The sequence below is a fragment of the Salipiger pentaromativorans genome (assembly GCF_024721115.1).
In the GTDB taxonomy this organism is placed as follows: domain Bacteria; phylum Pseudomonadota; class Alphaproteobacteria; order Rhodobacterales; family Rhodobacteraceae; genus Salipiger; species Salipiger pentaromativorans.
Window position 1 is genome coordinate 1 of record NZ_JAMDHK010000027.1, and the last position, 24,838, is coordinate 24,838.

Annotated in this window: 26 protein-coding genes; 17 read left to right on the plus strand and 9 right to left on the minus strand. The window is 65.5% G+C overall.

Going from position 1 to position 24,838, the window contains the following annotated elements; translation table 11 throughout:
- Positions 1 to 32 precede the first annotated feature (32 nt).
- A complete protein-coding gene (locus tag M4578_RS24590) occupies positions 33 to 728 on the minus strand; it encodes a LysR family transcriptional regulator (protein WP_258095784.1) in 696 nt (231 codons plus the stop codon).
- Positions 729 to 891: 163 nt separating this feature from the next.
- Between M4578_RS24590 and M4578_RS24595 the strand changes: the two genes are divergently transcribed.
- The 4 genes from M4578_RS24595 to M4578_RS24610 are packed head-to-tail and all read left to right on the plus strand — an operon-like array spanning position 892 to position 4,983.
- Positions 892 to 1,881 carry a DctP family TRAP transporter solute-binding subunit gene (locus M4578_RS24595; RefSeq protein ID WP_258095785.1) on the plus strand — a complete coding sequence of 330 codons (990 nt, stop codon included), beginning with the start codon at positions 892 to 894 and terminating at the stop codon, positions 1,879 to 1,881.
- 59 nt (positions 1,882 to 1,940) lie between these two features.
- Positions 1,941 to 2,507, plus strand: coding sequence for a TRAP transporter small permease (locus M4578_RS24600; RefSeq protein ID WP_258095786.1), 567 nt, complete (start codon positions 1,941 to 1,943; stop codon positions 2,505 to 2,507).
- Between the two features lies 1 nt (position 2,508).
- Positions 2,509 to 3,834, plus strand: coding sequence for a TRAP transporter large permease (locus tag M4578_RS24605; RefSeq protein ID WP_258095787.1), 1,326 nt, complete (start codon positions 2,509 to 2,511; stop codon positions 3,832 to 3,834).
- Between the two features lie 15 nt (positions 3,835 to 3,849).
- Positions 3,850 to 4,983: a muconate/chloromuconate family cycloisomerase gene (locus M4578_RS24610; protein WP_258095788.1), complete on the plus strand. Its 1,134-nt coding sequence runs from the start codon at positions 3,850 to 3,852 to the stop codon at positions 4,981 to 4,983.
- A gap of 3 nt (positions 4,984 to 4,986) precedes the next feature.
- Here the strand turns inward: M4578_RS24610 and M4578_RS24615 are convergent, their stop codons facing one another.
- The gene (locus M4578_RS24615; RefSeq protein WP_258095789.1) at positions 4,987 to 6,240 is read right to left on the minus strand and encodes an acetyl-CoA hydrolase/transferase family protein; all 1,254 of its coding nucleotides are present in this window, start codon (positions 6,238 to 6,240) and stop codon (positions 4,987 to 4,989) included.
- A gap of 203 nt (positions 6,241 to 6,443) precedes the next feature.
- Here M4578_RS24615 and dctP point away from each other — a divergent pair, with 203 nt between their 5' ends.
- The 10 genes from dctP (at position 6,444) to M4578_RS24665 (ending at position 15,732) form a co-directional block, all read left to right on the plus strand.
- Positions 6,444 to 7,439, plus strand: a complete 996-nt coding sequence (dctP, locus tag M4578_RS24620; RefSeq protein WP_258095790.1) for a TRAP transporter substrate-binding protein DctP — start codon at positions 6,444 to 6,446, stop codon at positions 7,437 to 7,439.
- Complete coding sequence (locus M4578_RS24625; protein WP_258095791.1) at positions 7,436 to 7,933, plus strand: TRAP transporter small permease; 498 nt, start codon at positions 7,436 to 7,438, stop codon at positions 7,931 to 7,933. Before dctP ends, M4578_RS24625 begins: the two co-directional genes overlap by 4 nt.
- Positions 7,934 to 7,939: 6 nt before the next feature.
- On the plus strand, positions 7,940 to 9,244 hold the full coding sequence (locus tag M4578_RS24630; protein WP_258095792.1) for a TRAP transporter large permease: 1,305 nt from the start codon (positions 7,940 to 7,942) through the stop codon (positions 9,242 to 9,244).
- Positions 9,245 to 9,475: 231 nt separating this feature from the next.
- A complete protein-coding gene (locus M4578_RS24635; protein ID WP_258095793.1) occupies positions 9,476 to 10,681 on the plus strand; it encodes an acetyl-CoA C-acetyltransferase in 1,206 nt (401 codons plus the stop codon).
- A complete protein-coding gene (locus M4578_RS24640; RefSeq protein WP_258095794.1) occupies positions 10,678 to 11,139 on the plus strand; it encodes a PaaI family thioesterase in 462 nt (153 codons plus the stop codon). Before M4578_RS24635 ends, M4578_RS24640 begins: the two co-directional genes overlap by 4 nt.
- On the plus strand, positions 11,136 to 12,308 hold the full coding sequence (locus M4578_RS24645; RefSeq protein WP_258095795.1) for a thiolase family protein: 1,173 nt from the start codon (positions 11,136 to 11,138) through the stop codon (positions 12,306 to 12,308). Before M4578_RS24640 ends, M4578_RS24645 begins: the two co-directional genes overlap by 4 nt.
- A gap of 10 nt (positions 12,309 to 12,318) precedes the next feature.
- Entirely contained in the window at positions 12,319 to 13,065 is a 747-nt protein-coding gene (locus M4578_RS24650; RefSeq protein ID WP_258095796.1) for an SDR family oxidoreductase, read from the plus strand.
- 9 nt (positions 13,066 to 13,074) lie between these two features.
- Positions 13,075 to 13,878: an enoyl-CoA hydratase/isomerase family protein gene (locus tag M4578_RS24655; protein WP_258095797.1), complete on the plus strand. Its 804-nt coding sequence runs from the start codon at positions 13,075 to 13,077 to the stop codon at positions 13,876 to 13,878.
- Between the two features lie 31 nt (positions 13,879 to 13,909).
- Positions 13,910 to 15,064, plus strand: coding sequence for an acyl-CoA dehydrogenase family protein (locus M4578_RS24660; protein WP_258095798.1), 1,155 nt, complete (start codon positions 13,910 to 13,912; stop codon positions 15,062 to 15,064).
- Between the two features lie 29 nt (positions 15,065 to 15,093).
- Positions 15,094 to 15,732 carry a glutathione S-transferase family protein gene (locus M4578_RS24665; protein WP_258095799.1) on the plus strand — a complete coding sequence of 213 codons (639 nt, stop codon included), beginning with the start codon at positions 15,094 to 15,096 and terminating at the stop codon, positions 15,730 to 15,732.
- 68 nt (positions 15,733 to 15,800) lie between these two features.
- Here the strand turns inward: M4578_RS24665 and M4578_RS24670 are convergent, their stop codons facing one another.
- The 4 genes from M4578_RS24670 to M4578_RS24685 are packed head-to-tail and all read right to left on the minus strand — an operon-like array spanning position 15,801 to position 18,616.
- Entirely contained in the window at positions 15,801 to 16,706 is a 906-nt protein-coding gene (locus M4578_RS24670; RefSeq protein ID WP_258095800.1) for an MBL fold metallo-hydrolase, read from the minus strand.
- 30 nt (positions 16,707 to 16,736) lie between these two features.
- Complete coding sequence (locus M4578_RS24675; RefSeq protein WP_258095801.1) at positions 16,737 to 17,225, minus strand: nuclear transport factor 2 family protein; 489 nt, start codon at positions 17,223 to 17,225, stop codon at positions 16,737 to 16,739.
- A 34-nt stretch (positions 17,226 to 17,259) separates the two neighbouring features.
- Complete coding sequence (locus tag M4578_RS24680; protein WP_258095802.1) at positions 17,260 to 17,922, minus strand: 3-oxoacid CoA-transferase subunit B; 663 nt, start codon at positions 17,920 to 17,922, stop codon at positions 17,260 to 17,262.
- 13 nt (positions 17,923 to 17,935) lie between these two features.
- Complete coding sequence (locus tag M4578_RS24685; RefSeq protein ID WP_258095803.1) at positions 17,936 to 18,616, minus strand: 3-oxoacid CoA-transferase subunit A; 681 nt, start codon at positions 18,614 to 18,616, stop codon at positions 17,936 to 17,938.
- Positions 18,617 to 18,860: 244 nt separating this feature from the next.
- Between M4578_RS24685 and M4578_RS24690 the strand changes: the two genes are divergently transcribed.
- Both M4578_RS24690 and M4578_RS24695 read left to right on the plus strand, forming a co-directional pair.
- Positions 18,861 to 19,673, plus strand: coding sequence for an IclR family transcriptional regulator domain-containing protein (locus tag M4578_RS24690; RefSeq protein ID WP_258095804.1), 813 nt, complete (start codon positions 18,861 to 18,863; stop codon positions 19,671 to 19,673).
- A gap of 116 nt (positions 19,674 to 19,789) precedes the next feature.
- A complete protein-coding gene (locus tag M4578_RS24695; protein ID WP_258095805.1) occupies positions 19,790 to 20,614 on the plus strand; it encodes an alpha/beta fold hydrolase in 825 nt (274 codons plus the stop codon).
- Between the two features lie 100 nt (positions 20,615 to 20,714).
- Here M4578_RS24695 and M4578_RS24700 read toward each other — a convergent pair whose 3' ends face one another.
- From M4578_RS24700 to M4578_RS24710, 3 genes are all read right to left on the minus strand, one after another.
- Complete coding sequence (locus tag M4578_RS24700; RefSeq protein WP_258095806.1) at positions 20,715 to 21,596, minus strand: aminoglycoside phosphotransferase family protein; 882 nt, start codon at positions 21,594 to 21,596, stop codon at positions 20,715 to 20,717.
- Positions 21,597 to 21,748: 152 nt separating this feature from the next.
- Positions 21,749 to 22,585, minus strand: a complete 837-nt coding sequence (locus tag M4578_RS24705) for an HTD2 family dehydratase (protein WP_258095807.1) — start codon at positions 22,583 to 22,585, stop codon at positions 21,749 to 21,751.
- A complete protein-coding gene (locus M4578_RS24710; protein WP_258095808.1) occupies positions 22,585 to 23,739 on the minus strand; it encodes an acyl-CoA dehydrogenase family protein in 1,155 nt (384 codons plus the stop codon). The genes M4578_RS24705 and M4578_RS24710 overlap by 1 nt, the downstream gene beginning before the upstream one ends.
- Before the next feature lie 128 nt (positions 23,740 to 23,867).
- Here M4578_RS24710 and M4578_RS24715 point away from each other — a divergent pair, with 128 nt between their 5' ends.
- Positions 23,868 to 24,782, plus strand: a complete 915-nt coding sequence (locus tag M4578_RS24715) for a LysR family transcriptional regulator (RefSeq protein ID WP_258095809.1) — start codon at positions 23,868 to 23,870, stop codon at positions 24,780 to 24,782.
- The last annotated feature ends 56 nt before the right edge of the window (positions 24,783 to 24,838 follow it).

Here is a 24,838-nt window from a genome sequence, read left to right on the forward strand (position 1 = left end):
TACGAGCCCAAAATCGGTCCCTGTATGCTAAATCAAAGCCCGATTGCATGGAAATCGGCACAGCCAAAACGGTAGATCAGACGTTCCTTAAGCGTGCTGCCCGTCTGTCTGGCATGTTCGTCGATGATCCTGCGGGTCTGGGTATTCGGCGTCGGCAGAGCCATCGGATAGGCACAAAGCGCCGCAAAGGTGATGGGGCTGTCGCGGACCAGACCGCGCGGCGCCGCCGCGACAAGGGCCTCGTCATAAAGCACGGTTTCCTCGATGCCGGAGTGTTTCGCGGGGAAATAGGAAAACCCCAGATCGAGCGACCCTTCCAGAAGCTGATCCTCCATCTCGGGCACCAGCAGCTCCTGCACATTGAAGGTGGTGTTCGGATAAGCCCGCGAAAACGCGGCTATGATCTCGCGGAGATAGACGGCATTGAAGCTCTGGGTCGTCCCGATCCGCAATGTTCCGGTCTGGGCGTTCACATGCGCCAGCGTCTCGTTGCGCGCCTGATCGAGCTGCGCAATCAGGGCGCGGGCATGGGGCAGCAGCACATCGCCCAGCGGGGTGAGGGTCACGGTCCGTCCGCTCCGCTCCAGGACGGGGCCGCCGAGTTCGTGTTCGAGATTGCGGATCTGATGCGACAGGGCCGGCTGCGTCACGCCGATCTTCTTGGCGGCGCGGGTAAAACTGCGCTCTTCCTCGATGGCTTTGAAGTATTTCAGCTGGGTGATGTCCATGCGGCCGGCCCTTCAAAACCATTAGTTTTGGTAATGCATATGATAAAGTGATACCTGTTTCTTTATGGAAGTTCATCTCTAAAGTCGGGGAACGGCAGGAGGCAGCGCGCGAGGAGGCGCCGGTTTCCACGGCAATGCCGTCACCGAATTCAGGGAGGACATCATGACTTTCATCCGTAGCGGGCTTGCGGCGCTCACCGCCATGTCGATCGGTTGCAGCGCGGCTTTTGCCGCTCCGATCACCATCAAGTTTGCGCATGTCGTCGCGGCGAGCGGCCATCCGAAGGGCGAGGCGGTCGCGTATTTCAAGCAGCTCGTCGACGAGCGTCTGGCCGGCAAGGTGGCGCTGGAGGTGTATCCCAGCGGGTCGCTTTACGGCGACGACAAGGTGCTGGAGGCAATGCAGCTGGGCGACGTTCAGATGGCGGCCCCGTCGCTGGCCAAGTTCGAGCGCTTTACCAAGGCGTTCCAGATCTTCGACCTGCCGTTCCTGTTCCGGGACACCGCCCATGCGGAAGCCTTTCAGGCCAGCGATGCGGGCCGCAGCATCCTGTCGGAAATGGAGAAGGCCGGTTTTGTCGGGCTCGATTACTGGAGCCTCGGGATGAAGCAGCTCTCCGCCAATCGGCCGCTGGTCTCGCCCGACGACGCCAAGGGTCTGAAATTCCGGGTCCAGCCCGCCGACATCATCGAAGCCCAGATGAAGGCGCTTGGCGCCAACCCGCAGGTTCTGGCCTATGCCGAGGCCTATAACGCGCTTCAGAGCGGCGTTGTCGACGGGGCCGAGAACCCCTGGGCCAATATCTGGTCGGCCAAGTTCTACGAGGTTCAGGACGGGATCACCGAAACCAACCACGGCGCCATGGGCTATGTGCTGGTGACCTCCTCGGAATTCTGGGACGGGCTGCCCGACGACATCCGGGCCGAGCTGCGCGCCATCATCGACGAGGTGACCCTTCGGGAACGCGACCTGGCCGCCAGCATGAATGCCGGCGCGCGCGACAAGATCGCCGCCGCCGGATCGACGATCCGGGAATTGACGCCCGATCAGCGGCAGGCCTGGGTCACGGCGATGAAACCCGTCTGGGACGCATTCGAGGACGAGATCGGAGCCGATCTGATCGCCGCCGCCTCCGCCGCCTCCCCGGAGTGACGGCTGCGACTGCCCGGTGCCTGTGCACCGGGCAGATTTCGAAACCTGCGGAGGGCGGTATGCTCAAATTCGTTCACGGGGTCGAAAAGGCCCTGCTCATTGTCCTGTTGCTGGCGATGGCGGGGGTGACCTTTGTCCAGGTCATCGCGCGATATGTCTTCAACGCGGGCGCCGTCTGGGCGCTGGAACTGACGGTCTTCCTCTTCGCGTGGCTGGTCCTTCTGGGGGCCGCGCACCTGGCGCGCGAAGGGCGGCATATCGGGATCGACGCGCTGATCTCGGTCATCGGACGCGGTCCGCGCAAGCTCTGCGGTCTGGCCGCATCGGCGGCCTGTGTGGGCTACGCGGTCCTGATGCTGTCGGGGTCCTGGACCTATTTCTCCAAGCTCTATCGCCTGAAGATCTCTGCGGCTGAGCTGCCGGTGCCAAGCTGGGTCGTGGTGAGCGTGCTGCCGCTGAGTTTCCTCATCCTCGTTGTCCGGTTCGGGGCCACCTTCCTTCAGATCCTGACGGACCGTCTCGACTCGATGATGTCCTCGCTCGAGGACAAGGAACTGGTGGCCGAGCTGAATGCCGCGCAAGCCGGCCAGCGTGACGAAACCGCAGCACCGGGGAAAGATCGCTGAGATGGAAAGCCTGTTTCTGTTCGGCTCGCTCCTGCTGCTTCTGGCCATCGGCACGCCGATCGCGGTCTGCATGGGGCTCTCCGCGCTGCTGACCATGCAGCTTTTCTCGAACGACAGCCTCGCGTCGGTCGCGCTCAAGATCTTCAACGCGATGGAGCATTACACGCTGCTCGCCATCCCGTTCTTCCTGCTCGCGTCGGCGTTCATGACCAACGGGGGCGTGTCGCGGCGGCTGATCGACCTTGCCGTCACGATGGTGGGGCATTTTCGCGGCGGGCTCGCCATCGCCTCGGTGCTGGCCTGCATGCTGTTCGCCGCCGTGTCGGGATCGTCGCCCGCAACCGTGGTGGCCATCGGCTCGATCACCATCGCGGGCATGGTGCGGATGGGCTATTCCAAGGAATTCGCGGCGGGGCTGATCGCGAACGCGGGCACGCTCGGCATCCTGATCCCGCCGTCGATCATCATGGTGGTCTATGCCGCCGCGACCGAGGTTTCCGTCGGGCGGATGTTCATGGCGGGCGTCTTTCCCGGCCTGCTGGCGGGCGGGATGCTGATCGGCACCATTCTGGTCATCGCTCACCGGCGGAACCTGCCGCGCGAGGACAAGGCGCCCTGGCGCATCCGGGCCCACGCGGCGAAAGAGGCAAGCTGGGGCCTGTTCCTCATCGTCATCATCCTCGGCGGGATCTATGGCGGTATCTTCACCCCGACCGAAGCGGCGGCGGTCGCCGGGGTCTATGCGATCTTCGTGGCGATGGTGGTCTACCGCGATGTGCCGCTCGACCTGCGCAGGGTCTTTGCCTTCCATCGGGGCGCCTTTGGCACGACGGTGCTGGGGGCGGCGCAGACCACGGCCATGCTGATGTTCATCGTGGCGAATGCCACCATTTTCAGCCACGTCCTGACCGACCTGCGGGTGCCCGACCAGATCGCCCAGACCGTGACCTCGATCGGTCTGAACCGCTGGACCTTTCTGATCATGATCAACGTGCTTCTGCTGATCGCCGGCAATTTCATGGAGCCCTCGGGCCTGATCCTGATCGTGGCGCCGATCCTCTTTCCGATTGCGATGGCGCTGGGGATCGACCCCATTCACCTCGGCATCGTCATGGTGGTGAACATGGAAATCGGGATGATCACGCCGCCGCTCGGGTTCAATCTTTTCGTCACCTCGGGGATCACCGGCATGCCGGTCTTCAAGGTGGCCAAGGCGGCGCTTCCCTGGCTGGCGGTGCTGCTGATCTTCCTCGTCATCGTCACCTATGTACCCGCGCTTTCCACCGCTCTGCCGAACGCGTTGTTCGGCCCGCAGTCGGTTCAGTAATCCCCGGAGGACACCATGAAAATCGAAAGCATCGAAACCATCATCGTGGATATTCCGCTGATCCGCCCGCACAAGCTGTCCTTTGTCGCCATCGACAAGATGTCGAGCGTGATCGTGCGGATCCGCACCGATCGCGGCGTGACCGGGCTGGGCGAGGCGACGGCCATCGGCGGCCCGTCCTGGGCGGCGGAAAGCGTCGAGACGATGAAGGCGGTCATCGACCTCTATCTCGCGCCCGCGCTGATCGGGACGGATCCACGCAGCTTTGCCACCTATCTTCAGGTCGCGCACCGTGTCCGCAACAACGAATTCGCGAAATCCGCGCTTGAGATGGCGCTGCACGATGTGGCCGCGCGGGCGCAGGACATTCCAGTGCACGCGCTGCTGGGCGGCGCCGTGCGGGACCGGATCGCATGTGCCTGGGGCGTGGCGACCGGCGACGCCGAGGCGGACATCGCCGAGGCGAAGCGGCTGAAGGACGCGGGGAGCTATTCGGTCTTCAAGGTCAAGATCGGGCGGGACGACCCCGGCGCGGATGTCGCGCGCATCGGGCGGATGTGCGCCGCGCTCGGCCAGGAGGCGGAGGTGCGTGTCGATGTGAATCAGGCCTGGGATCTGCGCACCGCGCGGAAATGGGTGCCGGCTCTGGATAATGCCGGATGCGCGCTGATCGAACAGCCGATCCGCGCCACCGACACGCGCGGGCTCGTATCGCTGCAAGACAAATGCCGTGTGCCGGTCATGGCCGATGAAAGCGTTATGACAGAGCATGATCTGCTAGAGTTGATCCGCCTCGGCGGGGTCGATGCCCTTGCCATCAAGGTCGCGAAATGCGGCGGTCTGCGTCCCGCGCGCCGCATGGCGGAAATGGCGATCTGCGCGGGCATGTCGCCCTATGGCGGGACCATGCTCGAAGGCGTGATCGGCACGGCCGCCTCGCTGCATCTGTTCTGCGCGGTCGAACAGATGCCGCTTGGCTGCGAACTTTTCGGTCCCGACCTTGCCGCCGACCGGATCACCACCTCTGGGCTCCGGATGCAGGATGGCGCGCGGCTTCTGAATGACGGGCCGGGCCTGGGTGTCGAGATCGACGAGGCCAAGCTGGCGCGCTACCGCCGTCCCGAGACCTCTGCCCGAACCGCCGCCTGACGCTCAGGGCTCTGCCGCGTCCAGCGCGGCCCTGTGCTCTGGTGCCGCGATGTCGATCATCAGCCTGCGCCGCTCGGCCAGAGAGCGCCCGCGCAGATCGGCGATGCCGTGTTCGGTGACGATGAGCCCTGCCTCACTGCGCGGTGTGCTGACGGGACCGCCGAGCTTTGCGACGATCCGGCTGGCGCCGCTGCGCGCCACGGTGGCGGGCAGGGCGATGATCGGCAGCCCGCCGCGCGATCCATGTGCCCCGCGCAGGAATTCGGCGGCGCCGCCGACCGAGCCGATATAGCGGCCCCCGGCCACCTCGGCGTTGACCTGCCCCGTCAGATCCACCTCCACCGCCGAGTTGAGCGCGACGAAACGGTCGTGCCCGGACAGAACCGCCGGATCGTGGGTGTAGGTGCAGGGGCAGAGCCGCAGGCCCGCGTCGCGATGCGCGAAATCATAGACCCGGCGGCTGCCCAGCAGCCAGCCTGTGACCGTCACGCCACGGTCGCGGGTCTTGCGGGCGTTGGTGATGACCCCCGCTTCGGTCAGATCCGCCACGCCGTCGCCGATCACCCCGGAATGAATGCCGAGATCGCGGTGCTGGCTGAGCGCGCCCAGCACCGCCTCGGGCAATTGGCCGAGCCCCATCTGAAGCACCGAGCCGTCCTCGATCCGCCCGGCGATATGGGCCGCGATCCGGCGTTCGGTCTTGCCGGGGGGCGGCAGGCGCAGCTCCCGCAGCGGGCGCGAGGTTTCGACGATGTGGTCGATCTGATCGGGGCCGATGTCGAGCAGGCCGGGAACGCTGGGCATCCGGTCGTTGACTTCGGCCAGGATGACCCGCGCGCGGGGGATCAGCGGCGCGATATATTCCTGCATCAGCCCCAGATCGTGCCGGCCGTCGGGCCGGGCAGGGGGCAGGTGCAGCATCAGCACGTCGATGTCGCCCAGAACCTTGGGCAACCAGGAATAGGGCACCGGCAGAATGTCCAGCGCGCCCGCGCGCGCGAGGAGGCGGTTGGTGCCGCTGGCGCAATAGGAACGAACCCGGATGTGGTCGGCATGTGCCGGCGCGAGGGTCTCCGTCAGGCTGTAGCCGACGGTGACGGTGAGCGGACCCAGCACGGCGCGCTGCGCCACGAGAGCGCGGGTCAGCGCCTCGGGTTCGCCGCCCGCCTGTCCCCAGACAATCGAATCGCCGGGGCGAATCCAGCGCGACAGATCGGGCAGCGGGTCCGGCGGTGGCGTGTCTCTGGCGATGGTCAAAACTGGTGGCCTCCCGCTTTGATCGTATTGCGAACAATTGTCCATTTTATGAAGAGTATATGCCGTGCCCGACTTTGGCCTGTCAATCCTGACGGCAGGCTGACCCATGAAGCGGGTTGACAGCGCGGGCCATGCTCCGTTTAATGGACATTAGTTCGCTATACGGACAAGGCGCCAGGGAGGCCGATCCGGCAGGCGAATTCATGAAACGGGAGGATAACATGAACTTCAAAGCCTTTGCTTTCGCCTGCGCGGCGACGGCCCTGTCCGCGCTGCCCGCAACGGCGGCCGATCTGCGGATGCTTTCGAGCTGGCCGGAAAATCAGGCCTATACCGCGAATGTGGTGACCCCGCTCATCGAAAAGATAAAGGAACTGTCGGGCGGCGAGATCTCCATCACCGTCTCGGGCCCCGATGTGGTGCCGGCCTTCGAGCAGCTCGAACCCGTTCAGGCCGGTGTCTTCGATCTGCTCTTTACCCATCCGGCCTATCACATCGGCACGGCCTCTATCGGTCTCGGCGTCGAGGGGACGCGCGCCGACCCCGCGCTGCGCCGGTCTTCGGGGGTCATCGACACGCTGGACGCATATTATCAGACGCTCGGGCTGAAGGCGATCGCGGTGGCCCCGGTCGGATCGGTGGCGTTCAACTTCATCCTCCGGGATCCGATCACCGGTTACCCCTCGCTGGAGGGCCGCAAGATCCGCGGGACGCAGACCTATAATCCGGTGATCGAAGGGGCGGGGGCCTCGCCGGTGATCCTGCCGATGACCGACATTTATTCCTCGCTCCAGACCGGCGTGATCGACGGCGCGGGCACGACGCTGATCGGGATCGCCGAGAAGAAGTGGTACGAGGTCTCCAACTACCTGTCGCGGCCCAAGTTCGGCACCGTGGGCCTGTTCGTCTTCATGAACCTCGACAGCTGGGACAGCCTGACGCCCGAGGAACAGGAGATCATCACCAAGGCCGCCATGGCGATCGAGATGGACTCGACCGAACGGTTCGACACGCTCGCCGCCGAGGAAGAGGCATTTCTGATCGAGCAGGGCATGGAGCTGACCGAGTTCGCCAAGGAAGATGCCGACAAGGTCGAGCAGATCTTTTCCGATGGTGCCTGGGCGACCGCGCGCATCACCGGCGGAGACTTTGCCGAGAAGATGCACCAGCAGGCCGAAGAGGCAGGCCTCCTCCAGTGACACGGCGTCTCGTCATCCCGCGGCAGGTCGGCTCTTTGGCCGATCTGCTCGTCAGGCTCTGTTTCCTGATCTCCTGCGCGTCTTTGGTGATCATCCTGGTCATCACGATCTTTGAGATCTCCATGCGCTACTTCTTCGACAGCCCGACAAAATGGGTGTCGGACAGCGTGCGGTATCTTCTGGCCTTCATGATCATGCTTGGCCTGCCGGAGGTGACGCGCCGCAACGAACATGTCTCGATCAGCCTGTTCCTCGACAGGTTCCGCAAAGACCATATCGTCCGGCGGCTGCTGTTTCTCGTCAGTGCCTGCGTCTGCGTCTTTGTCACCTATCTGGCCGTCGACATCGCCCTGACCCAGTTCGCACGGAACCTGCACACGCAAGGCACCTGGCGGATCCCGCGCGTCTGGATCACCGGCAGTGTCGCAATCGGGTTCGGGGTGGCGGCGCTGGCCTTTGCCGCGCTCGCGCTCGGGCCGAAATCAAGAGAGTGACCATTTATGGACTGGGCCCTCATTCTTCTGTCCTTCTTCAGCGCGCTGCTGCTGCTGATGCTGACGGGGATCAATGTCTTCATCGCCTTTCTGGCGGTGAACCTGACCGCGACGGCGCTGCTGATCGGCGAGCGCGGCTTTGGCCTCTTCGTCAACAGCGTGACCGACAGCATCTCGAACGGCAGCTATGCCACGATCCCGCTGTTTATCCTGATGGGCGAGATCCTGTTCCGCTCGGGCAGCGTGGATGTGCTGTTCGACTCCGTCGACCGGCTGGTGGGCAAGGTGCGCGGGCGGCTTTACGCGGTGGTCATCGTGATTGCGACGATCTTCGGCGCGCTGTCGGGCGCGGCGGTGGCGGTGTCGGCGATGCTGGGCCGCTCGGCCATGCCGACGATGGAGGCGCGGGGCTATTCGCCGCGCCTGTCGGCGACGGTCATCCTTGCCGGTGCGTCGCTGGCGCCGATCATTCCGCCGTCGCTGCTGGCGATCATCATCGGATCGCTGGCGGATGTCTCCATCGCCGGTCTGCTGATCGCCGGGATCATTCCGGGCATCGTCATTTCGATCATGACCGGGGTCTATGTGACGACAAGCGTGATGCGGAACCCCGGCCTTGCTCCCGACGACAGCGAGGAGGAGGAGCAGGATCGGGGCAGTGTCCTTGGGGCGCTGCTGCGGATGGTGCCCTTCATGTTCATCATCTTCATGGTGATGGGGATGATCATGCTGGGGATCGCGACGCCGGGCGAATCCGCCGCGACCGGCGTGGTCGGGTCGGTGCTGGTGGCGATGCTTTACAAGCGCGCCAGCGCCGGGATGCTGCTGGCCGCCCTGACCTCGGCCACGCGGCTGAGCGTGATGATCATGGTCATCGTCGCCTCGTCGACCCTGTTCAGCCAACTTGTGGCCTTTACCGGGGCATCGCGGGCGCTGGTGGCCTGGGCGACCGAGCTGGGGCTGTCGCCGATGGTGATGTTCTTCATCCTGATGGCGCTGCCGCTGGTGCTGTGCATGTTCATCGACCAGATCGCCTTTCTGCTGATGGCGGTGCCCCTGTACGAGCCTCTCGTGGCGGCCCTTGGCTACGATCCGATCTGGTTCTGGACGATCTTCCTGATCAACCTGACGGTCGGGGGGGTCACACCGCCCTTCGGCTACACGCTCTTTGCCCTGTCGGCGGCGGCGCCCAATATCTCGGTCGGGCAGGTGTTCCGGGCGAGCTATCCGGTGCTGGTGATCTTCCTGCTTGCCATGTTGCTGATGACCTTCGTGCCGGGGATCGTGACCTGGTTGCCCAGCGTGCTGTAGCTCTTCGGGCGCCAGCCTCGCCGCATCTCGGATCAGAGGGTGTAACCCTCTGATCCTGTTGGCGTTCCTGCCTGAAATGGCAGCAAGAAAATCACCAGATTCCGCGATTTTCGAGGCTCCTGCAGCTTGACTCACATCTGCGCGGAGTTCATTTTACGAACTTAAGTCCGCAATACGGACAATTGAGCGGCGGGACCGGCCAGGCCGGATCCGCCGAAGGAGGACCGACCCATGACCGATCTGACCGACGCCTATATCGTCGCTCCGCTTCGCACGCCGATCGGCAAGTTCGGCGGTGCCTTGCGGCCGCTGACGGCCGATGCCCTGATGGTGCGCATCGTCACCGAGCTGATGGCGCGCACCGGCATTCCGGGCGACACGCTGGACGACGTGATCGTTTCGCAATCCTACGCGTCGAGCGAGGCGCCCTGTCTGGGCCGCTATGGCGCGCTGGCCGCCGGGCTGCCCATCGAGGTGCCGGGCTATACGCTCGACCGGCGCTGTGGCTCGGGGCTTCAGGCGGTGATCAACGCCGCGATGTGCGTGCAGACCGGGCAGGCCGAGGCCGTCATGGTCGTCGGCGTCGAGAGCATGAGCAATATCGAGTATTACTCCACCGACATGCGGTGGGGCAGCCGCGCGGGCAGTGTCACCCTGCATGACCGGCTCGACCGGGGCCGGGTGCGGTCGCAGCCGCAAGAGCGCTTCGGCGTGATCTCGGGCATGCCCGAGACCGCCGACACGCTGGCCCGCGAGTATGACATCACCCGGACCGAGGCCGACGCCTTTGCCGTGCGCAGCCATGCCAGGGCCCATGCGGCCTGGGAGGCGGGGCTTTTCGACAAGGAGGTGGTGCCGGTCGAGGTGCCGGGCCGGAAAGGCGCCGTCACCCGCGTGACACGCGACGAGGGGATCCGCCCGGAGACCACGATGGAGACGCTGTCAGGCCTGAGGGTTATCCGCGAGGGCGGCGTTTGCACGGCGGGCAACTCCAGCCAGCAGAACGACGCGGCGGCGGGCTGCCTCGTGGTCTCGGGTGCCTATCTCGAAAGGCACGGGCTGACGCCCATGGGGCGGCTGAAAGGCTGGGGTGTCGCGGGCTGCGACCCCGCCCGCATGGGCATCGGCCCGGTTCCGGCGACGCAGAAGGCGCTGGCGAAATGCGGGCTGACGCTGGAGCAGATGGACCTGATCGAGCTGAACGAGGCTTTTGCCGCGCAGGCGCTGGCCGCGCTCAAGGGGCTGGGCGCCGAGGATCTGGAGCGGGTGAACGTGAACGGCTCGGGGATCTCGCTCGGCCATCCCATCGGCGCGACCGGGGTCCGTATCCTTGCGACGCTGCTGCATGAGATGGCGCGGCGCGAGGCGAGGTTCGGGCTGGAAACCATGTGCATCGGCGGCGGCATGGGGCTGGCCGCGGTGTTCGAGCGGCCATGAGCGTTCCGTCCTCCTACCGCGTCCCGCTGGACCTTGACGCGCTGCTGGCGGAAAGCCCGTTCCTCGCGGATCTGGGGCTGGAATTCCTGTCGCTCGACAGCAGCGGCGCGGTTTTCGAGCTGGCCATCGCCCCCCGGCACAGCAACGCCGAAAAGCGGATGCATGGCGGGGTGATCGCCTCGATGCTCGACGCCGCCTGCGGCCTGCCGGTCCGGTTCATCGCCGAGGGCACCGACCTTGTCCGCGCCGTCACCCTCACCCTGTCCATCAGCTACATCGCCGCGCCCAAGGGTCCGCGTGTCCGGGCCACGGGCCGGGTGACCGGCGGGGGCCGGAGCGTGGTCTTCAGCGAGGGCGAGGTCCGCGACCTCGACGGCAGCCTCGTCGCCACGGCGACCGGCAGTTTCAAACGCCTGCGTCCGGCTCAGCCGGATCAGACCTTCAAGGAGAGCTCATGAGAGACGTCATCATTTCCGGGATCGGCATGACCGCCTTTGGCAAGTTCATGGACCGCAATCTCAAATCCCTGTCCGAAGAGGCGGTATCGCTGGCCCTGGCCGATGCGGGCATCGCCCCGGCGCAGGTCGATCAGGTCATTTTCGGCAATGCCGCCGCCGGTGTGGTCACCGGGCAGGAGATGATCCGCGCCCAGTCCTCGCTGCGCAACACCGGGCTCGACGGCGTGCCAATGTTCAACGTCGAGAACGCCTGCGCCTCATCGTCGAGCGCCTTCCACCTCGGCTGGCTGATGATCGCCAGCGGGCAGGCGGAGTGTGTGCTGGTGATGGGGTCCGAGAAACTGACCCATGAGGACAAGGCGGTGTCCTTCGGCGCCTTCTCGCGCGCGGTCGATCTGGAAGAGCCGCTGCCCGAGGGCTATCAGGCCGGGTCCGGCTCGCTCTTCATGGATCTTTACGCGGTCAAGGCGCGCAAATGGCTGGAGAAGACCGGCGGCGCGCCCGAGGATTTCGGCCGCGTCGTGGTGAAGAGCCGCCATGCGGGCAGCCTCAACCCCTTCGCGCAGTTCCGCAAGGAAACCACGCTCGACGAGGTGATGGGCAGCCGCATGGTCAGCGATCCGCTGACGCTGTTCATGTGCTCCTCCATCGGCGACGGCGCGGCGGCCATCGTGCTGACCTCGCCCGAGCTTGCCAAGACGCTGGACACGCCCAGGATCCGGGTCCGCGCCTCGGCGGTGGTGTCGGCCAAGGCGCATGGCGAGCGCGAGCTCGTGGCGGTGACCGCCTCGCGCAAGGCCTATGAGATGTCGGGCATCGGGCCGGAGGATCTCGACGTGGTCGAGCTGCACGACGCCTCGGCCCCGGCGGAGCTGATCCACTATGAGAACCTCGGTCTCTGCGGGCCGGGCGGGGCCATCGCGCTGATCCGCAACGGCGACACCAGTATCGGCGGGCGCATTCCGGTGAACCCGAGCGGCGGGCTGCTGTCGCGCGGCCATCCGATCGGCGCGACCGGGGCGGGGCAGATCATCGAGCTGGTGCACCACCTGCGCGGCACGGCGGGTGCCCGCCAGACGGAAGGCGCGAAGGTCGCGCTGGCCGAGAACAACGGCGGTCAGCTCGCGGGCGATTCTGCCGTGGCCGTCGTCACCATCCTGTCGCTGTGAGGAGGGGACCATGACGCAGAGGATAGCCATTGTCACCGGCGGCGCGCAGGGCATCGGCCTCGGCATCACCCGCGCGCTGCTGGACAAGGGCCACCGGGTCGCTGTCTGGGACCGGGATCCGGCGGCGCTCGCCGCGCTGCCGGACCTGCTCGGGGCCGGGGCCGCCAGCGTTCTGGGGCAGGAGGTGGATGTCACCGACGGCAAGGCTGTGACCGGGGCGTTCGACGCGCTCGCCGCAGAGTGGAAAGCGCCGGACATTCTGGTCAACAACGCCGGCATCGCCCGCGACAAGCGCATCGTGAACATGGAGGAGACGGATTGGGACGTTGTCCTGAACGTCAACCTCAAGTCGCAGTTCCTGTGCTGCAAGGCGGTGATCCCCGCCATGGTCGAGGCGGGGTTCGGGCGCATCGTCAATATCTCGTCCCGCGCCTGGCTGGGCGGGTTCGGGCAGGTGAACTATTCGGCCTCCAAGGGCGGGGTGGTCAGCCTGACCCGGACGCTGGCCATCGAATACGCCCGCAAGGGGATCACCGTGAACGCGGTGGCGCCGGGCATCGTCGAGACGCCGCTGATGGCGAGCTATACCGACGAGCAGCGCGCGCGGCTGGAAAAGACCGTGCCCATGGGCCGCATGGGCCAGTCCGGCGACATCGCCCAGGCGGTCGCCTTCTTTGCCGATGAGGCCAACGCCTATGTCACCGGCCAGCTTCTTTATGTCTGCGGGGGGCGGTCGCTCTCCTCGCCCAGCGTGTGAGGGCAGACCATGACCATCAATGTTTCCACCGCCGATCATGTCCGGGTTATCGAGCTCGATGACCCCGCCGCGCTGAACGCGCTGACACCCGAAGGCCTGACCGCGCTGCGCGAGGCCCTGCGCGCAGCGCAGGACGACGACGCGGTACGGGTGATCATTCTGACCGGGGCGGGGGACCGCGCCTTCTGCACCGGGGCAAACCTGAAAAAGACCTTCCCGCCAAAGAGCGGTTTTGCCCGCAACGCGCTGCTCGGGCGCGAGGCCGAGGCGCGGGAGGGCGGCTATACACGGCTGCTCGACCTCAGCGATTTGCAGATCTGGAAGCCGCTGATCGCCGCCGTGAACGGCTATTGTCTGGGCGGCGGGCTGGAGCTGGCGCTGCAATGCGATCTGCGGATCGCCTCGGCCAGCGCCTCCTTTGCCTTGCCCGAGGTCCGGGTGGCGAGCATCCCGGCGGTGGGCGGTGTGCAGGCGCTGTTGCGCGCGATCCCTGCTGCCCATGCCATGAAACTGGCGCTGACCGGCGACCGCATCGACGCGGAAACCGCGCTGGCCATCGGCCTTGTCAGCGACGTGACCACCCCCGAGGCGCTGCTGCCCGAGGCCCGCGCCATCGCGGCGCGCATCGCCGGGAACGGCCCGCTGGCGGTGCAGATGGTCAAGAAGCTCAGCCTGGAGACCGCGCATCTCGCCCCCGCCGCGTTCATCGCGCAGTCGAACACCGCCTGGGGGCTGCTGCGCGACAGTGCCGACCGGATCGAGGGCCGTGCGGCCTTTGGTGAGAAACGCAAACCCAATTACACCGGCAACTGACCGGGAACTCCGGCCCAAGGAGGAGGAACCCATGATATTCGAACTGAACGGCGACCAGACCATGCTGGCGGAGTCGGCGAAGCGTCTGTCCGAGGAAACGCTGATGCCGATCCTCGCCCGCGAACCGGGCGACAAACCGCTGTCGAAACCCGTGATGCTGGAGATCTACGGCCATCTGGCCGCGTTCGGCATCACCGCCGCGCGGCTGCACGAGGATTTCGGCGGCTCCGGCCTGTCGATGCTCGACTATGGCTTGATCATGGAGCAGCTGCCGCCTGCGATCGCCCTGTCGCTGCTCTCGCATGACGGCTCGACCGTGCGGTTCAACGCCGGCGCGGACGAGGCGGTGCGCGCGGCCTATCTGGCGGAGTTCCGCGAGGGGAGAAAGATCGTCTGCACGGCGAATTCCGAACCCAATGCCGGGTCGGATTCCAACACCATCTCGACGAAGCTCGAAATCCAGGGCGACCGGGCCTTTATCACCGGCACCAAGATGTGGATCACCAACGCCTCGGTTTGCGATTGCATGATTGTGTCCTGCTCGGCGGGCAATGACGACCGGGGGCGCCCGGTGCCGCAGCGCGTGCTGGTGGACCTCTCGAAATCCGAGGTCGGGCTGGCCGAGACACCGCTGGCGGGGCTCAAGCAGGGCCATCTTTGCGAGGTCACCTTCGACCGTACCGAGGTGCCGCTCAGCCATCTGATCGGCAGCCCCGGCGACGCGGGCAAATACATGACCATCGTCTGGAACGCCAACCGCCCGCTGATCGGCCTTATGGCGCTGAACATCGCGCGCCGGGCCTATGAGGCCGCGCTTCTGCATGTCATGGAGCGCAAGCAGTTCGGCGCGCCGCTTGCGGCCCGGCAGCTGGTGCAACAGGATCTGTCGGACATGGAGGCCGCGATCACCTCGGCGCGCCTGACCTGCCTGATGGCGCTGGCGACGCTGGACACCGGGGCGCGGTCGAACGGGCTGTCGGCCATGGCCAAACGTCTGGCGACCGAGAACGCGAACAAGGTGATCCATCTGGCGATGCAGCTTTGCGGCGGCATGGGGATCACCGAGGAGCTGGGTCTTGCGCAGCTCTGGGCCGATGCGCGGGTGTTCCAGGTGCCGGACGGCACGCAGGGGATTCTGGCGCTGATCCACGGGCGCGATATTACCGGGACGGCGGCGTGGCGCTGAGCGCCCCGGCATCTTGAGGAGGAGAGAGGATGAACATTCTGCACTGGTCGCCCCGGTCGCCCTATGTCCGCAAGGTCATGGTGGCGATCCATGAGAAGGGGCTGACGGATGAAGTCGAGACGGTCCGCACGCTGGCCGACCCGATGGTCCCGCCGAAGGATTTCTTCGCCACCAACCCGCTGGCCAAGATCCCGACGCTGGAGCGCGAGGGCGCGCCGCCGATCTGGGATTCCCGCGTGGTGATGGAATGGGCCGACCTCACGTCGGAGACCGGGCCGCGGCTCTTCCCCGCCGATCCCGAGACCCGGCTGCAGGCGCTGACCGACGAGGCGCTTGGTACGGGCATGATCGAGGTCGGCATGGCGCTGCTGATCGAGCGCCATCTGCGCGACAGCAAGCGGCAGGACCCGAGGGTCTTCGACGTGTGCACAACCAAGTTCACCGCGACGCTGGATTATCTCGAAGGCCATGCCGCGCGGCTTGAGGCGCGGGCGTTCGACGCCGGGCACCTGTCGGTCGGCGTGGCGCTTTGCTATCTCGATTTCCGCTTCGGCGATCTGGAATGGCGCAAGGGGCGCGAGGCGCTCGCGGCCTGGCACGAGGGCTTTGCCGCGCGCCCGTCGGTCGTGGCCACCGAATTCCGGGACGACCCGCGCCCAGCGGATTGAGCTGCTTGTCGCCTCCCCAAAAAAGAAGAGGCCCCGGATTTTGCTCCGGGGCCTTTTTCATGCAGGCGTCATGCGGGCAGCGTCAGCTCCGGCCAGTCGGCCGGTTCCAGCCGGTAGCCGTCGCCCTCGCGCCGGATATAGCCGCAGTAAGGCACGCCGAAATGCATCGGCATGATCAGCGTGCCCCGCTCTGCCGCTTCGGCCAGAACGCGGGCGCGGGTCTCGCGCGCGGTGTCCTGCAACACGCAATAGGCGGTGTTGATGTCGGGCCGGTAGATCTGCACCGGCGAATGGAACACATCGGCGCAGAAGAGCCCTTCCTCCCCCTCGGATTGCAGGCGGTAGGAGAGCATCCCCGGCGTGTGGCCCGGCACCGGCTCCACCGTCAGGCAGCCGAGGATCTCTCCCGCGTCCTCGTCGATGAAATCGACTTGCCCGGCCTCGATCACCGGCAGGACGCTGTCCTCCCAGCTATTGTCCATGGCGATGTCCGGCGCCTTGGCGATGGCGTCGGTCCAGTAGTCGTAGTCTTTCCTCGGCATGAGGTAACGGGCGTTGGGGAAGGCAGGCACCCACTTGCCGTCCGCAAGCACCGTGTTCCAGCCGGTGTGATCGGCGTGCAGATGAGTCTGCACCACATGGGTGACCTTGTCGAAGCCCGCGCCCGCCGCTTCGAGCCATTCGCCGACGCGGATATTGAGATTCTTCATTCGCGGCGCGGTGCGGGGCTTGCCGTTGCCGACGCCGGTGTCGATGACGATCACCTTGCCGTCGATCTGCACCACCCACATCTGGATGGTGATCACCAGCCGGTTCATCGCGGGCACGTAGTGATGCGGCGCCAGCTTGTCCGCCATCGCGTCCAGATCGCTCTGCGCGAGGTCCGGGAACAGGAACGCCGGATCGTGGGTCGGCGCGGAATATTCCAGCACGCGGGTGACGCGGGCGCGCCCGATCTGTCTGGTTTGGATCATGGTGGTCCTCCCTTGGGTCGTCTGCCGGTCTCAGGCCGGTTGCGGCACGCGCGGCGTGCCGTCGATGTGGATGTAGGTGGGCTTGCCCACGAACCCTTCGGACAGGGGCGCATGGTAATAGAAGGTGATCTTGCGTTCGCGGAATTTCCACGCCCCGTCCACCCGCTCCAGCCGGTCGTCGTAATGGCCCGCCGAGACGTAGCTGACGCCTTTCTTGACCGAGAGATACTGCATCGAGATACGGCCCGTCGCCCGGTCTCCATCCAGCTGGATCGTCGGGTTGGTGCAGAAATGCCAGAAACCTTCCGCCATGCCGTCGACAAAGCCCGAAAAGAAGCGGTGAATCTCGGCGCGGCCCCTGGCATGGGCCAGCCCGTTGAACTCGCCGTCCTCGGTGAACATCTGCGCCAGCGCGTCCCAGTCGCGATGGTCGAGCACATGGCAGTAGCTTGCTCGCAGCTCGGCGATTTCGGCGCGGTCCTCCAGCGCCTTCAGCCGGGCCTCGATGTCGTCGCTCATTGGTCTTGCCTCCCTATTTCCTCTGCCGCCCGGATCAGGCCGCGTCCTGCCGGATCAGCGGCGCGCCGGTCATTGCCTGCAGCTCGTCGAAGCTCAGCCCGTCGATGATCTCGCGCACGGCGAAACCTTGGGGGGTTACGTCGATGACGGCAAGATCGGTAAAGATGCGTTTGACGCAGGCCATGGAGGTCAGCGGATAGGCGCAGCTTTCGACAAGGCGCGGGGCGCCGTCCTTGGTCACATGCTGCATCGCCACCCAGACGCGCTTGGCGCCGATGGCCAGGTCCATCGCGCCGCCCACCGCCGGGGCGGTGTCGGTCGAGGAACGCGCCCAGTTCGCCAGATCGCCTGAGGCCGAGACCTCGTAGGCGCCCAGAACGCAAAGATCGAGGTGCCGCCCGCGGATCATCGAGAAGCTGTCCGCATGGTGGAAATACGAGCCGCCCTTCATCAGCGTGATGTATTGCTTGCCCGCGTTGATCAGCCAGGGGTTCACCTTGCCGGGTTCGGGGGCGGGGCCGATGCCGAGGATGCCGTTTTCCGCGTGGAAGATGACCTCGCGGTCTGCGGGCACGTTGTCGGCGACCAGCGTCGGCACGCCGATCCCGAGATTGACGTACCAGCCTTCGGGAATGTCCTTTGCGACGCGTTTCGCGATGGCGTTGCGGTCGAGCGGGGTCCAGTTCTTTTGGGTCATTCTATGCGCCTTTTCAGCCGACGGGATCGCCGCAGGGGATATGCACGACCCGGTCCACGAAGATGCCGGGCGTCACGATATGTTCGGGGTTCAGCGCGCCCAGCTCGCGGACATGCTGGGTCTGGGCGATGGTGAGTTTCGCGGCCATGGCGCAGACCGGATTGAAGTTCCGCCCCGCGTCGCGGTAGGTCAGGTTGCCCCAGCGGTCGGCCTCCCAGGCCTCGACCAGCGCCACATCGCCGTAAAGCGCCTGTTCGAGCACATGCGGCAGGCCGTTGTAATCGCGCATCTCCTTGCCCTGCGACAGCAGCGTGTTGGCGCCGGTGGGGGTGAAGAAGGCCGGGATGCCCGCGCCTGCGGCGCGCATCCGTTCGGCCAATGTGCCCTGCGGGACAAGCTCCAGCTCCAGCTTGCCGGAGCTGTAGAGCTCTTCGAAGATCGTCGATCCGACGATCCGGGGATAGCTGCAGATCAGCTTGCGGACGCGGCCTTCCTTGAGCAGCCGCGCCAGCCCGACCTTGCCGTAGCCGGCATTGTTGGCGACGATGGTCAGGTTGCGCACGCCGGTCTCCAGCACGCCCTCGATCAGCAGATTCGCCTGTCCGACCGCCCCGAACCCGCCCAGCAGGATCGTGGCCGCATCCGGGATGCCGTCGAGCGCCTCCGCGATGTCCGGGGAAAATTTGTCTATCATTCCAAAAAGATCCTCGTTCTTCGGTTGTTCCGAAGCTGCGACGCCAGCGCGGGCGGCGGCTCCTCCCTGTTCGATGTCCGTATTGCGGACAGATGTTCGCAAATTGCACCGCTTGCAAAGATGTGTCAAGTATCGGTCGGCTATGCGAACGATTGTCCATTTTTGAACTTTCCTGTGGCGAGCCGCGCGGAACCTGCGATTATGTGAAAAACGGACAGGCGTTCGCGTTACGGAAAGGGTGGCGATGTCAGCGAAACATGAAGACGCAGAGACCGGCTCCGACCTGCGCCGGTCGGATTTCGTCAGCGCGGTGGGGCGCGCGATGTCGATCCTGGAATGCTTCACCTCCGACGAGGCCGTCGCGCAGCGGGGGCGCCTGACCCTGACCGACGCGGCACGGCTCACCGATCTCAGCCGGGGCACGGCGCGGCGCCTGTTGCTGACGCTGGCCGAAATTCACTATGTCGATACCGACGGCAAGTTCTTCTGGCTCACTCCGAAGCTGGTCAACCTGTCGCGCGGGTTTCTGATGCCGCTGGGTGTCGGCGAGGGTTCGGCGGCGATCCTCAAGGCGCTGACCTCGAAGCTGGACGAATCCGCCTCGGTGGGGATCCTCGACGGCGAGGACATCGTCTATATCGAGCGGGTCGAGGTGCGGCGGATCTATTCCTCGCGCATCGTGAACGGCACGCGGCTGCCCGCCGCCTGCTCCTCCATCGGGCGGGTGCTGCTGGCGGCGCTGTCGGACAGCGATCTGCACAACTGGCTGCGGGCCTATCCGCCGCGCCAGATGACCGAAAAGACGATCACCGACCCGGAACGCTTCTGGGAGGAGATCCGCGCGATCCGCGAACAGGGCTATGCGATCATCGACGAGGAGCTGGAGATCGGCATCCGGTCGATCTCGGTGCCGATCCGGAGCCCGAACGGGCGGACCATGGCGGCGCTCAACGCCTCGACGATTTCGGCGCGTCACACGGTCGACGATCTGCGGCAGGATTTCCTGCCCGAACTGCGCGACGCCGCAGAGAAGCTGTCCGGCACCATGGGCTGGTAACCCCGGTTCTCGGGGTCTTTTCGCGGGCGGGGCAGGCTCCCGCTTGCGTCGTCGATCTGTTCCGTGCATTGTTTGGACAATAGTTCGTTATACGGACATACCAAGGGGGGAGAGTCATGCGCTGGTTTGAAACGGATGGCGTCGTGCTGCGCTACGCTGTGCGCCACGGGAAAGGCCCGTACCTCGTGCTGGTGCATGAAATGGGCGGCTCGATCGAAAGCTGGGACCGGGTTCTGACCCATCTGCCGCCCGAGCAAGGCGTCGTGCTGCCCGAGATGCGCGGCATGGGTCAGTCGCAGAAGATCCGCGAAACCAGCTCCTTCGGACAGATCGCGGCGGATGTGGCGGCGCTGCTCGACCATCTGGAGATCGCCGATCCGGTGGTGATCTCGGGCTGCGCCATCGGCGGCGCGGTCGCCCTGCGCTTCGCGCTCGATCATCCCGCGCGCTGCCTTGCCGTCGCGCCGCTCGACCCGGCGCTGAACGTGGCCGAGGGCGGAGAGGCGGGCATTCTGGCGCTGGCCGACCAGATGGAGGCCAAGGGCATGACGCCGATGGAGCCGATCCTGCTCGACCGGACCTATCCCGAGCGCTACCGGCGGCGCCATCCCGGCCATTTCGCCGAGGTCCGGGGGCGCTGGTACGCCAACGACCCGGTGTCTTTCGCGCATTTCTTCCGCATGCTCGCGGCCTCGGACCTGCGGCCCGAGCTGGCGCGGATGCGCTGCCCGGTCTGGTACGGGTCGGGGCTGCACGACCTGCTGCGTCCGCCGGGTTATGTGCGCGATCTTGCCGCGCGCACGCCGGGCGCGCAGGTGCGCGATCTCGATGCCGGGCATCACGTGGCCGATCACGCCCCGCAGGAGGTGGCGCAGATGCTCTCCGAGCTTGTGACGTCTGTCAGGCGTCAGTCAGAACCGACTGTCCTGCCACATGGTTGACCCAGATCACCCGTGCAAAAACGCAAGCGGTCGTTTATGCCGAGGGCAGCGAAGGTCTGGATCGAGCCCATAGGCACCGATGCTGCAAGGCGTGCCAATGTCAGCTTCGCTGCAAACCCAGCATCTGAAGCGTTCGCCTCGATTGATCGCAGAGCGTTTCATGGGACCGGCCGCGGTAAAAGCTCAAAGCAATGGTTGCGCAGTAAAGAGCCCAGCCTTGCGCTCTTTTCCAAGAGGCGTCATCTGCACCGGAAGCGGACTGAAATACGGCACGCGCTTCGGGTGCAACCCAAGTCCACGCAGCGGCGATATCGACCGCAGGATCGCCAACAGCCGAAAGGCCCCAGTCTATTACCGCGGTCAGCCGGCCATCCTGCGCGAGCATGTTGTCCGCTTTCAAGTCTCCATGGACCCAGACAGGCGAATCTCGGAAGGGCATTGAACAGGCTTGCCGCCAAAGATCGCGCGCATCATTTGCATGAATCTCATCCGCAAGCACCTTGATGCTGGCCAGGGTCTTTTCCGTCAGCTCGGTCAAGTCCACGCCACGGTTGTTGTTTCCCGGCCCGGCGTGCGGCGCATTATCAATGGGCTTTTGATGCAATTTGGAAAGGCAATCTCCCAAGGCGCCTGCTGCCACGATTGGGTCATCAATCCTGTCTTCGGTGGCGACAGAGCCTTTAATCCAAGTGAGTATTCCAAAATCGAAGCCAAGTTGGGATTTCGTGCGCCCGTGAAAGAGAACCTTCGGAACTTCAAGGGGCAGCCCCGCCAGACTTGGCAGCCACATGAGCTCCTTCGTCAAGGGATCCACTGCTGATGGCCTGGTGGGAATCCTTAGGACACAATCATCGTCCAGCAGGAAAAGCGCGTTGTCCGTTCCTGAAGATTCTATGGCTTCAACAGATTTGAGCGCCCAGTCCGGCGCGTAGTTGGAAAGTAGCGCTTCTGCGTATCCAATATCAAGATTGGCTGGTTTCACATCAACCTCAGGAACAAGTGTATCCTCGCCCTTTAGCACATCAAGATGACAGAAAGTTGGGGCTCAGGGCGTAGCGAAGCTGACATTGCAAGTCAAAGTCAGAAGGTCTGCTCCGTCCCGCAAAGTTGACGCAAACAACGGTGTGCAAAGGCTCACCATCGGGCTTCCGCCGCCATCGCCACAGGGCCGCCCGGCCGTGCCGTCCACAGGCGCGCCACGCCCTCGCTCAGATCGGCGCAAAGATCGAAGGGCGCGGTGCCGAGGATCGGCGCGGTGCTGCGGAACGAGAACCGCGTCAGCGGCGCGCTCGCGAGATCGGCCGCGAACTGGCAGAGCAGCGTTGCCTGCATCGGCCCGTGCACCACAAGGCCCGCATAGCCCTCGGTGCCGGTTGTGTAGGGGTGGTCGTAGTGGATCCGATGCGCGTTGAAGGTCAGGGCGGAGTAGCGGAAGAGCAGGGTTTCGGACGGCGTGACGCTGCGCCTGCGATCCGCCGGGCGGGGCTGCGGATCGTCGGGCACGGCGGGGGTGCCGCCGCGCGCCGCGCGGTAGACGATGTCCTGCCGTTCGGTGATCGCCAGTTCCCCGCCGCTTTCGATCCGGTGCCGGACGGTGACGAAGCAGAGCGTGCCGCTGCGCCCCTGCTTCACCTGCACATCCGCGATCTCGGAGTGGCGCCTTACCGGCGCGCCGACCACGAGGGGCGCGTGAAACAGGATCTCGCCCCCCGCCCACATCCGCCGGGGCAGCGGCACGGGCGGCAGAAAGCCGCCCTTCTCCGGGTGACCGTCCACCGCCAGCGCGGCGGTGGGCGCGACCGGCTGCGCGAGGCAGAAATGCAGGAGCTGCGGCAGGGCCTCGCCCTCCGGCACGGGCATGTCGAAACTCGCGCGGAAGCGGTCCACAAGCTCCTGGCTCAGAGTGCCGGAAAGCGTTTCGCCGCGCCCGATCCAGCCGCGCAGATGGTCGATGTCGTCTTGCGTGAGCATCAGAAGGACCTCGGCATGCCCAGCACATGCTCGGCGACAAAGGAAAGGATGAGGTTGGTCGAGATCGGCGCCACCTGATAGAGCCGGGTCTCGCGGAATTTCCGTTCGATATCGTATTCCGCCGCGAAGCCAAAGCCGCCATGCGACTGGAGACAGGCGTTGGCGGCCTCCCAGCTCGCCTTGGCGGCAAGGTATTTGGCCATATTCGCCTCGGCCCCGCAGGGCTTGCCCGCGTCGTAAAGCGCGCAGGCCCGGTAGCGCATCAGGTTGGCGGCCTCGATCTCGATATAGGCCTCGGCGATGGGGAACTGCACCCCCTGGTTCTGGCCGATCGGCCGTCCGAAGACCTCGCGCTCCGACACGTATTTCGTCACGCGGTCGGTGAACCAGTAGCCGTCGCCGATGCATTCCGCCGCGATCAGCGTGCGTTCGGCGTTGAGCCCGGTGAGGATGTATCTGAACCCCTTTCCCTCTTCGCCGATGAGGTTCTCCTCGGGGATTTCGAGGTTGTCGAAGAACAGCTCGTTGGTTTCGTGGTTCACCATGTTGCGGATCGGGCGGACGGTCATCCCCGAGGCCATCGCCTCTTGAATATCGACCAGGAAGATCGACAGCCCCTCGGATTTCTTAGACACCTCGGCCAGCGGCGTGGTCCGGGCCAGCAGGATCATCAGGTCGGAATGCTGGATCCGGCTGATCCAGACCTTCTGGCCATTGATGACGTAGCGGTCGCCCTTCTTGACGGCGGTGGTCTTGATCCGGGTGGTGTCGGTGCCGGTGGTCGGCTCGGTGACGCCCATGGATTGCAGGCGCAGCTCGCCGCTGGCCAGTTTCGGCAGGATGCGCTGGCGCTGCTCTTCGGACCCGTGCCGCACCAGCGTGTTCATATTGTACATCTGGCCGTGGCAGGCGCCGGAATTGCCGCCCGCGCGGTTGATCTCTTCCATGATGACCGAGGCTTCGGTCAGCCCGAGCCCCGATCCGCCATACTCCTCGGGGATCAGCGCGGCCATCCAGCCGGCCTTTGTCAGCGCCTCGACAAAGGCGTCGGGATAGGCGCGGCTGTCGTCCACCTCGCGGTGGTACTCGTCCGGGAACTGGCGGCAGAGGGCGCGCACGGCCTCGCGGATGTCTTCATGGGCTGACGGGTCCATGGCTCTATCTCCTCCCAAATGTTCGCATTACGATCATTTGTCTGTTATATGGACAGACACAGCACCGGACAAATAGCGTTTCGGTCTCGGAGCGATCCGGATTTCCGATAGCGGACGGGGGAGGGGGCATGGAGCTTCGACAATTGCGGTATTTCATCGGCATCGTGGATGCCGGTTCGATGACGCGGGCGGCGGAGGTGCTCTGCATCGCGCAGCCGTCGCTTTCCGCCCATATTGCCCGGATGGAGGAAGAGCTGGAGGCCGCGCTTTTCGACCGCCTGCCGCGTGGCATCCGCCCGACCGAGGCGGGCATGGTTCTTTACCAGCGGGCGCAGGAGATCCTGGCCTCGGTCGATCAGGCGGTTGCCGAGCTGCGCACGGTGTCGAGCAGCCTTTCGGGCAAGGTGCATCTCGGGCTGACGGGCACGATCAACGGCGCCCTCGCGGTGCCGCTGATGACAGCGGCGCGGGACCGCTTTCCGTTGTTGCAAATCGTGATTTCCGAGGCGATGAGCGGCTTCGTGCAGGACTGGGCGGCAGGCGGCCGGATCGACCTCGGGGTCATCTACGGCGACCGCGACCTGAAGGGGCTCGCTTCCGAACGGCTGTTCGTCGAAGAGCTCGTCGCCCTCACCGCGCCGGACGACCCGGCGCGGAGCTTTGGCGAGCTGGCCGCAAGCCGGCCCTTCATCCTGCCCGGGCAGGCGCATGGGCTGCGCCAGACCATCGACAACTGTCTGAGCCGTCTGGGCCTGTCGGTCGATGCGGCGTTCGAGGTGGCCTCGTATCAGAACATCGTGGATTTCACGATTGCGGGCTTCGGCGCGTCGATCCTGCCACGACACGCGGTCGCGCGCGAGCTGTCCGAGGGCCGTCTGCGGGCGGTGGCCTTCGGCGACCCGCCCATGACCCGCGTCGCAAGCATCGTGACACCGACCACAAAGGCAAGAAGCGTCCAGACCATGGCGGTCGAGAGCCTCCTGAAAGACGTTGTCGCCGATCTGGTCGGGGCAGGGGGCTGGCACGGGGTGCGGCTGCGGTGAACGGAGGATTGCACAGGCGCGGCGCGCGCATCGTCAAGCCCGGCGCAAGGGCGGCT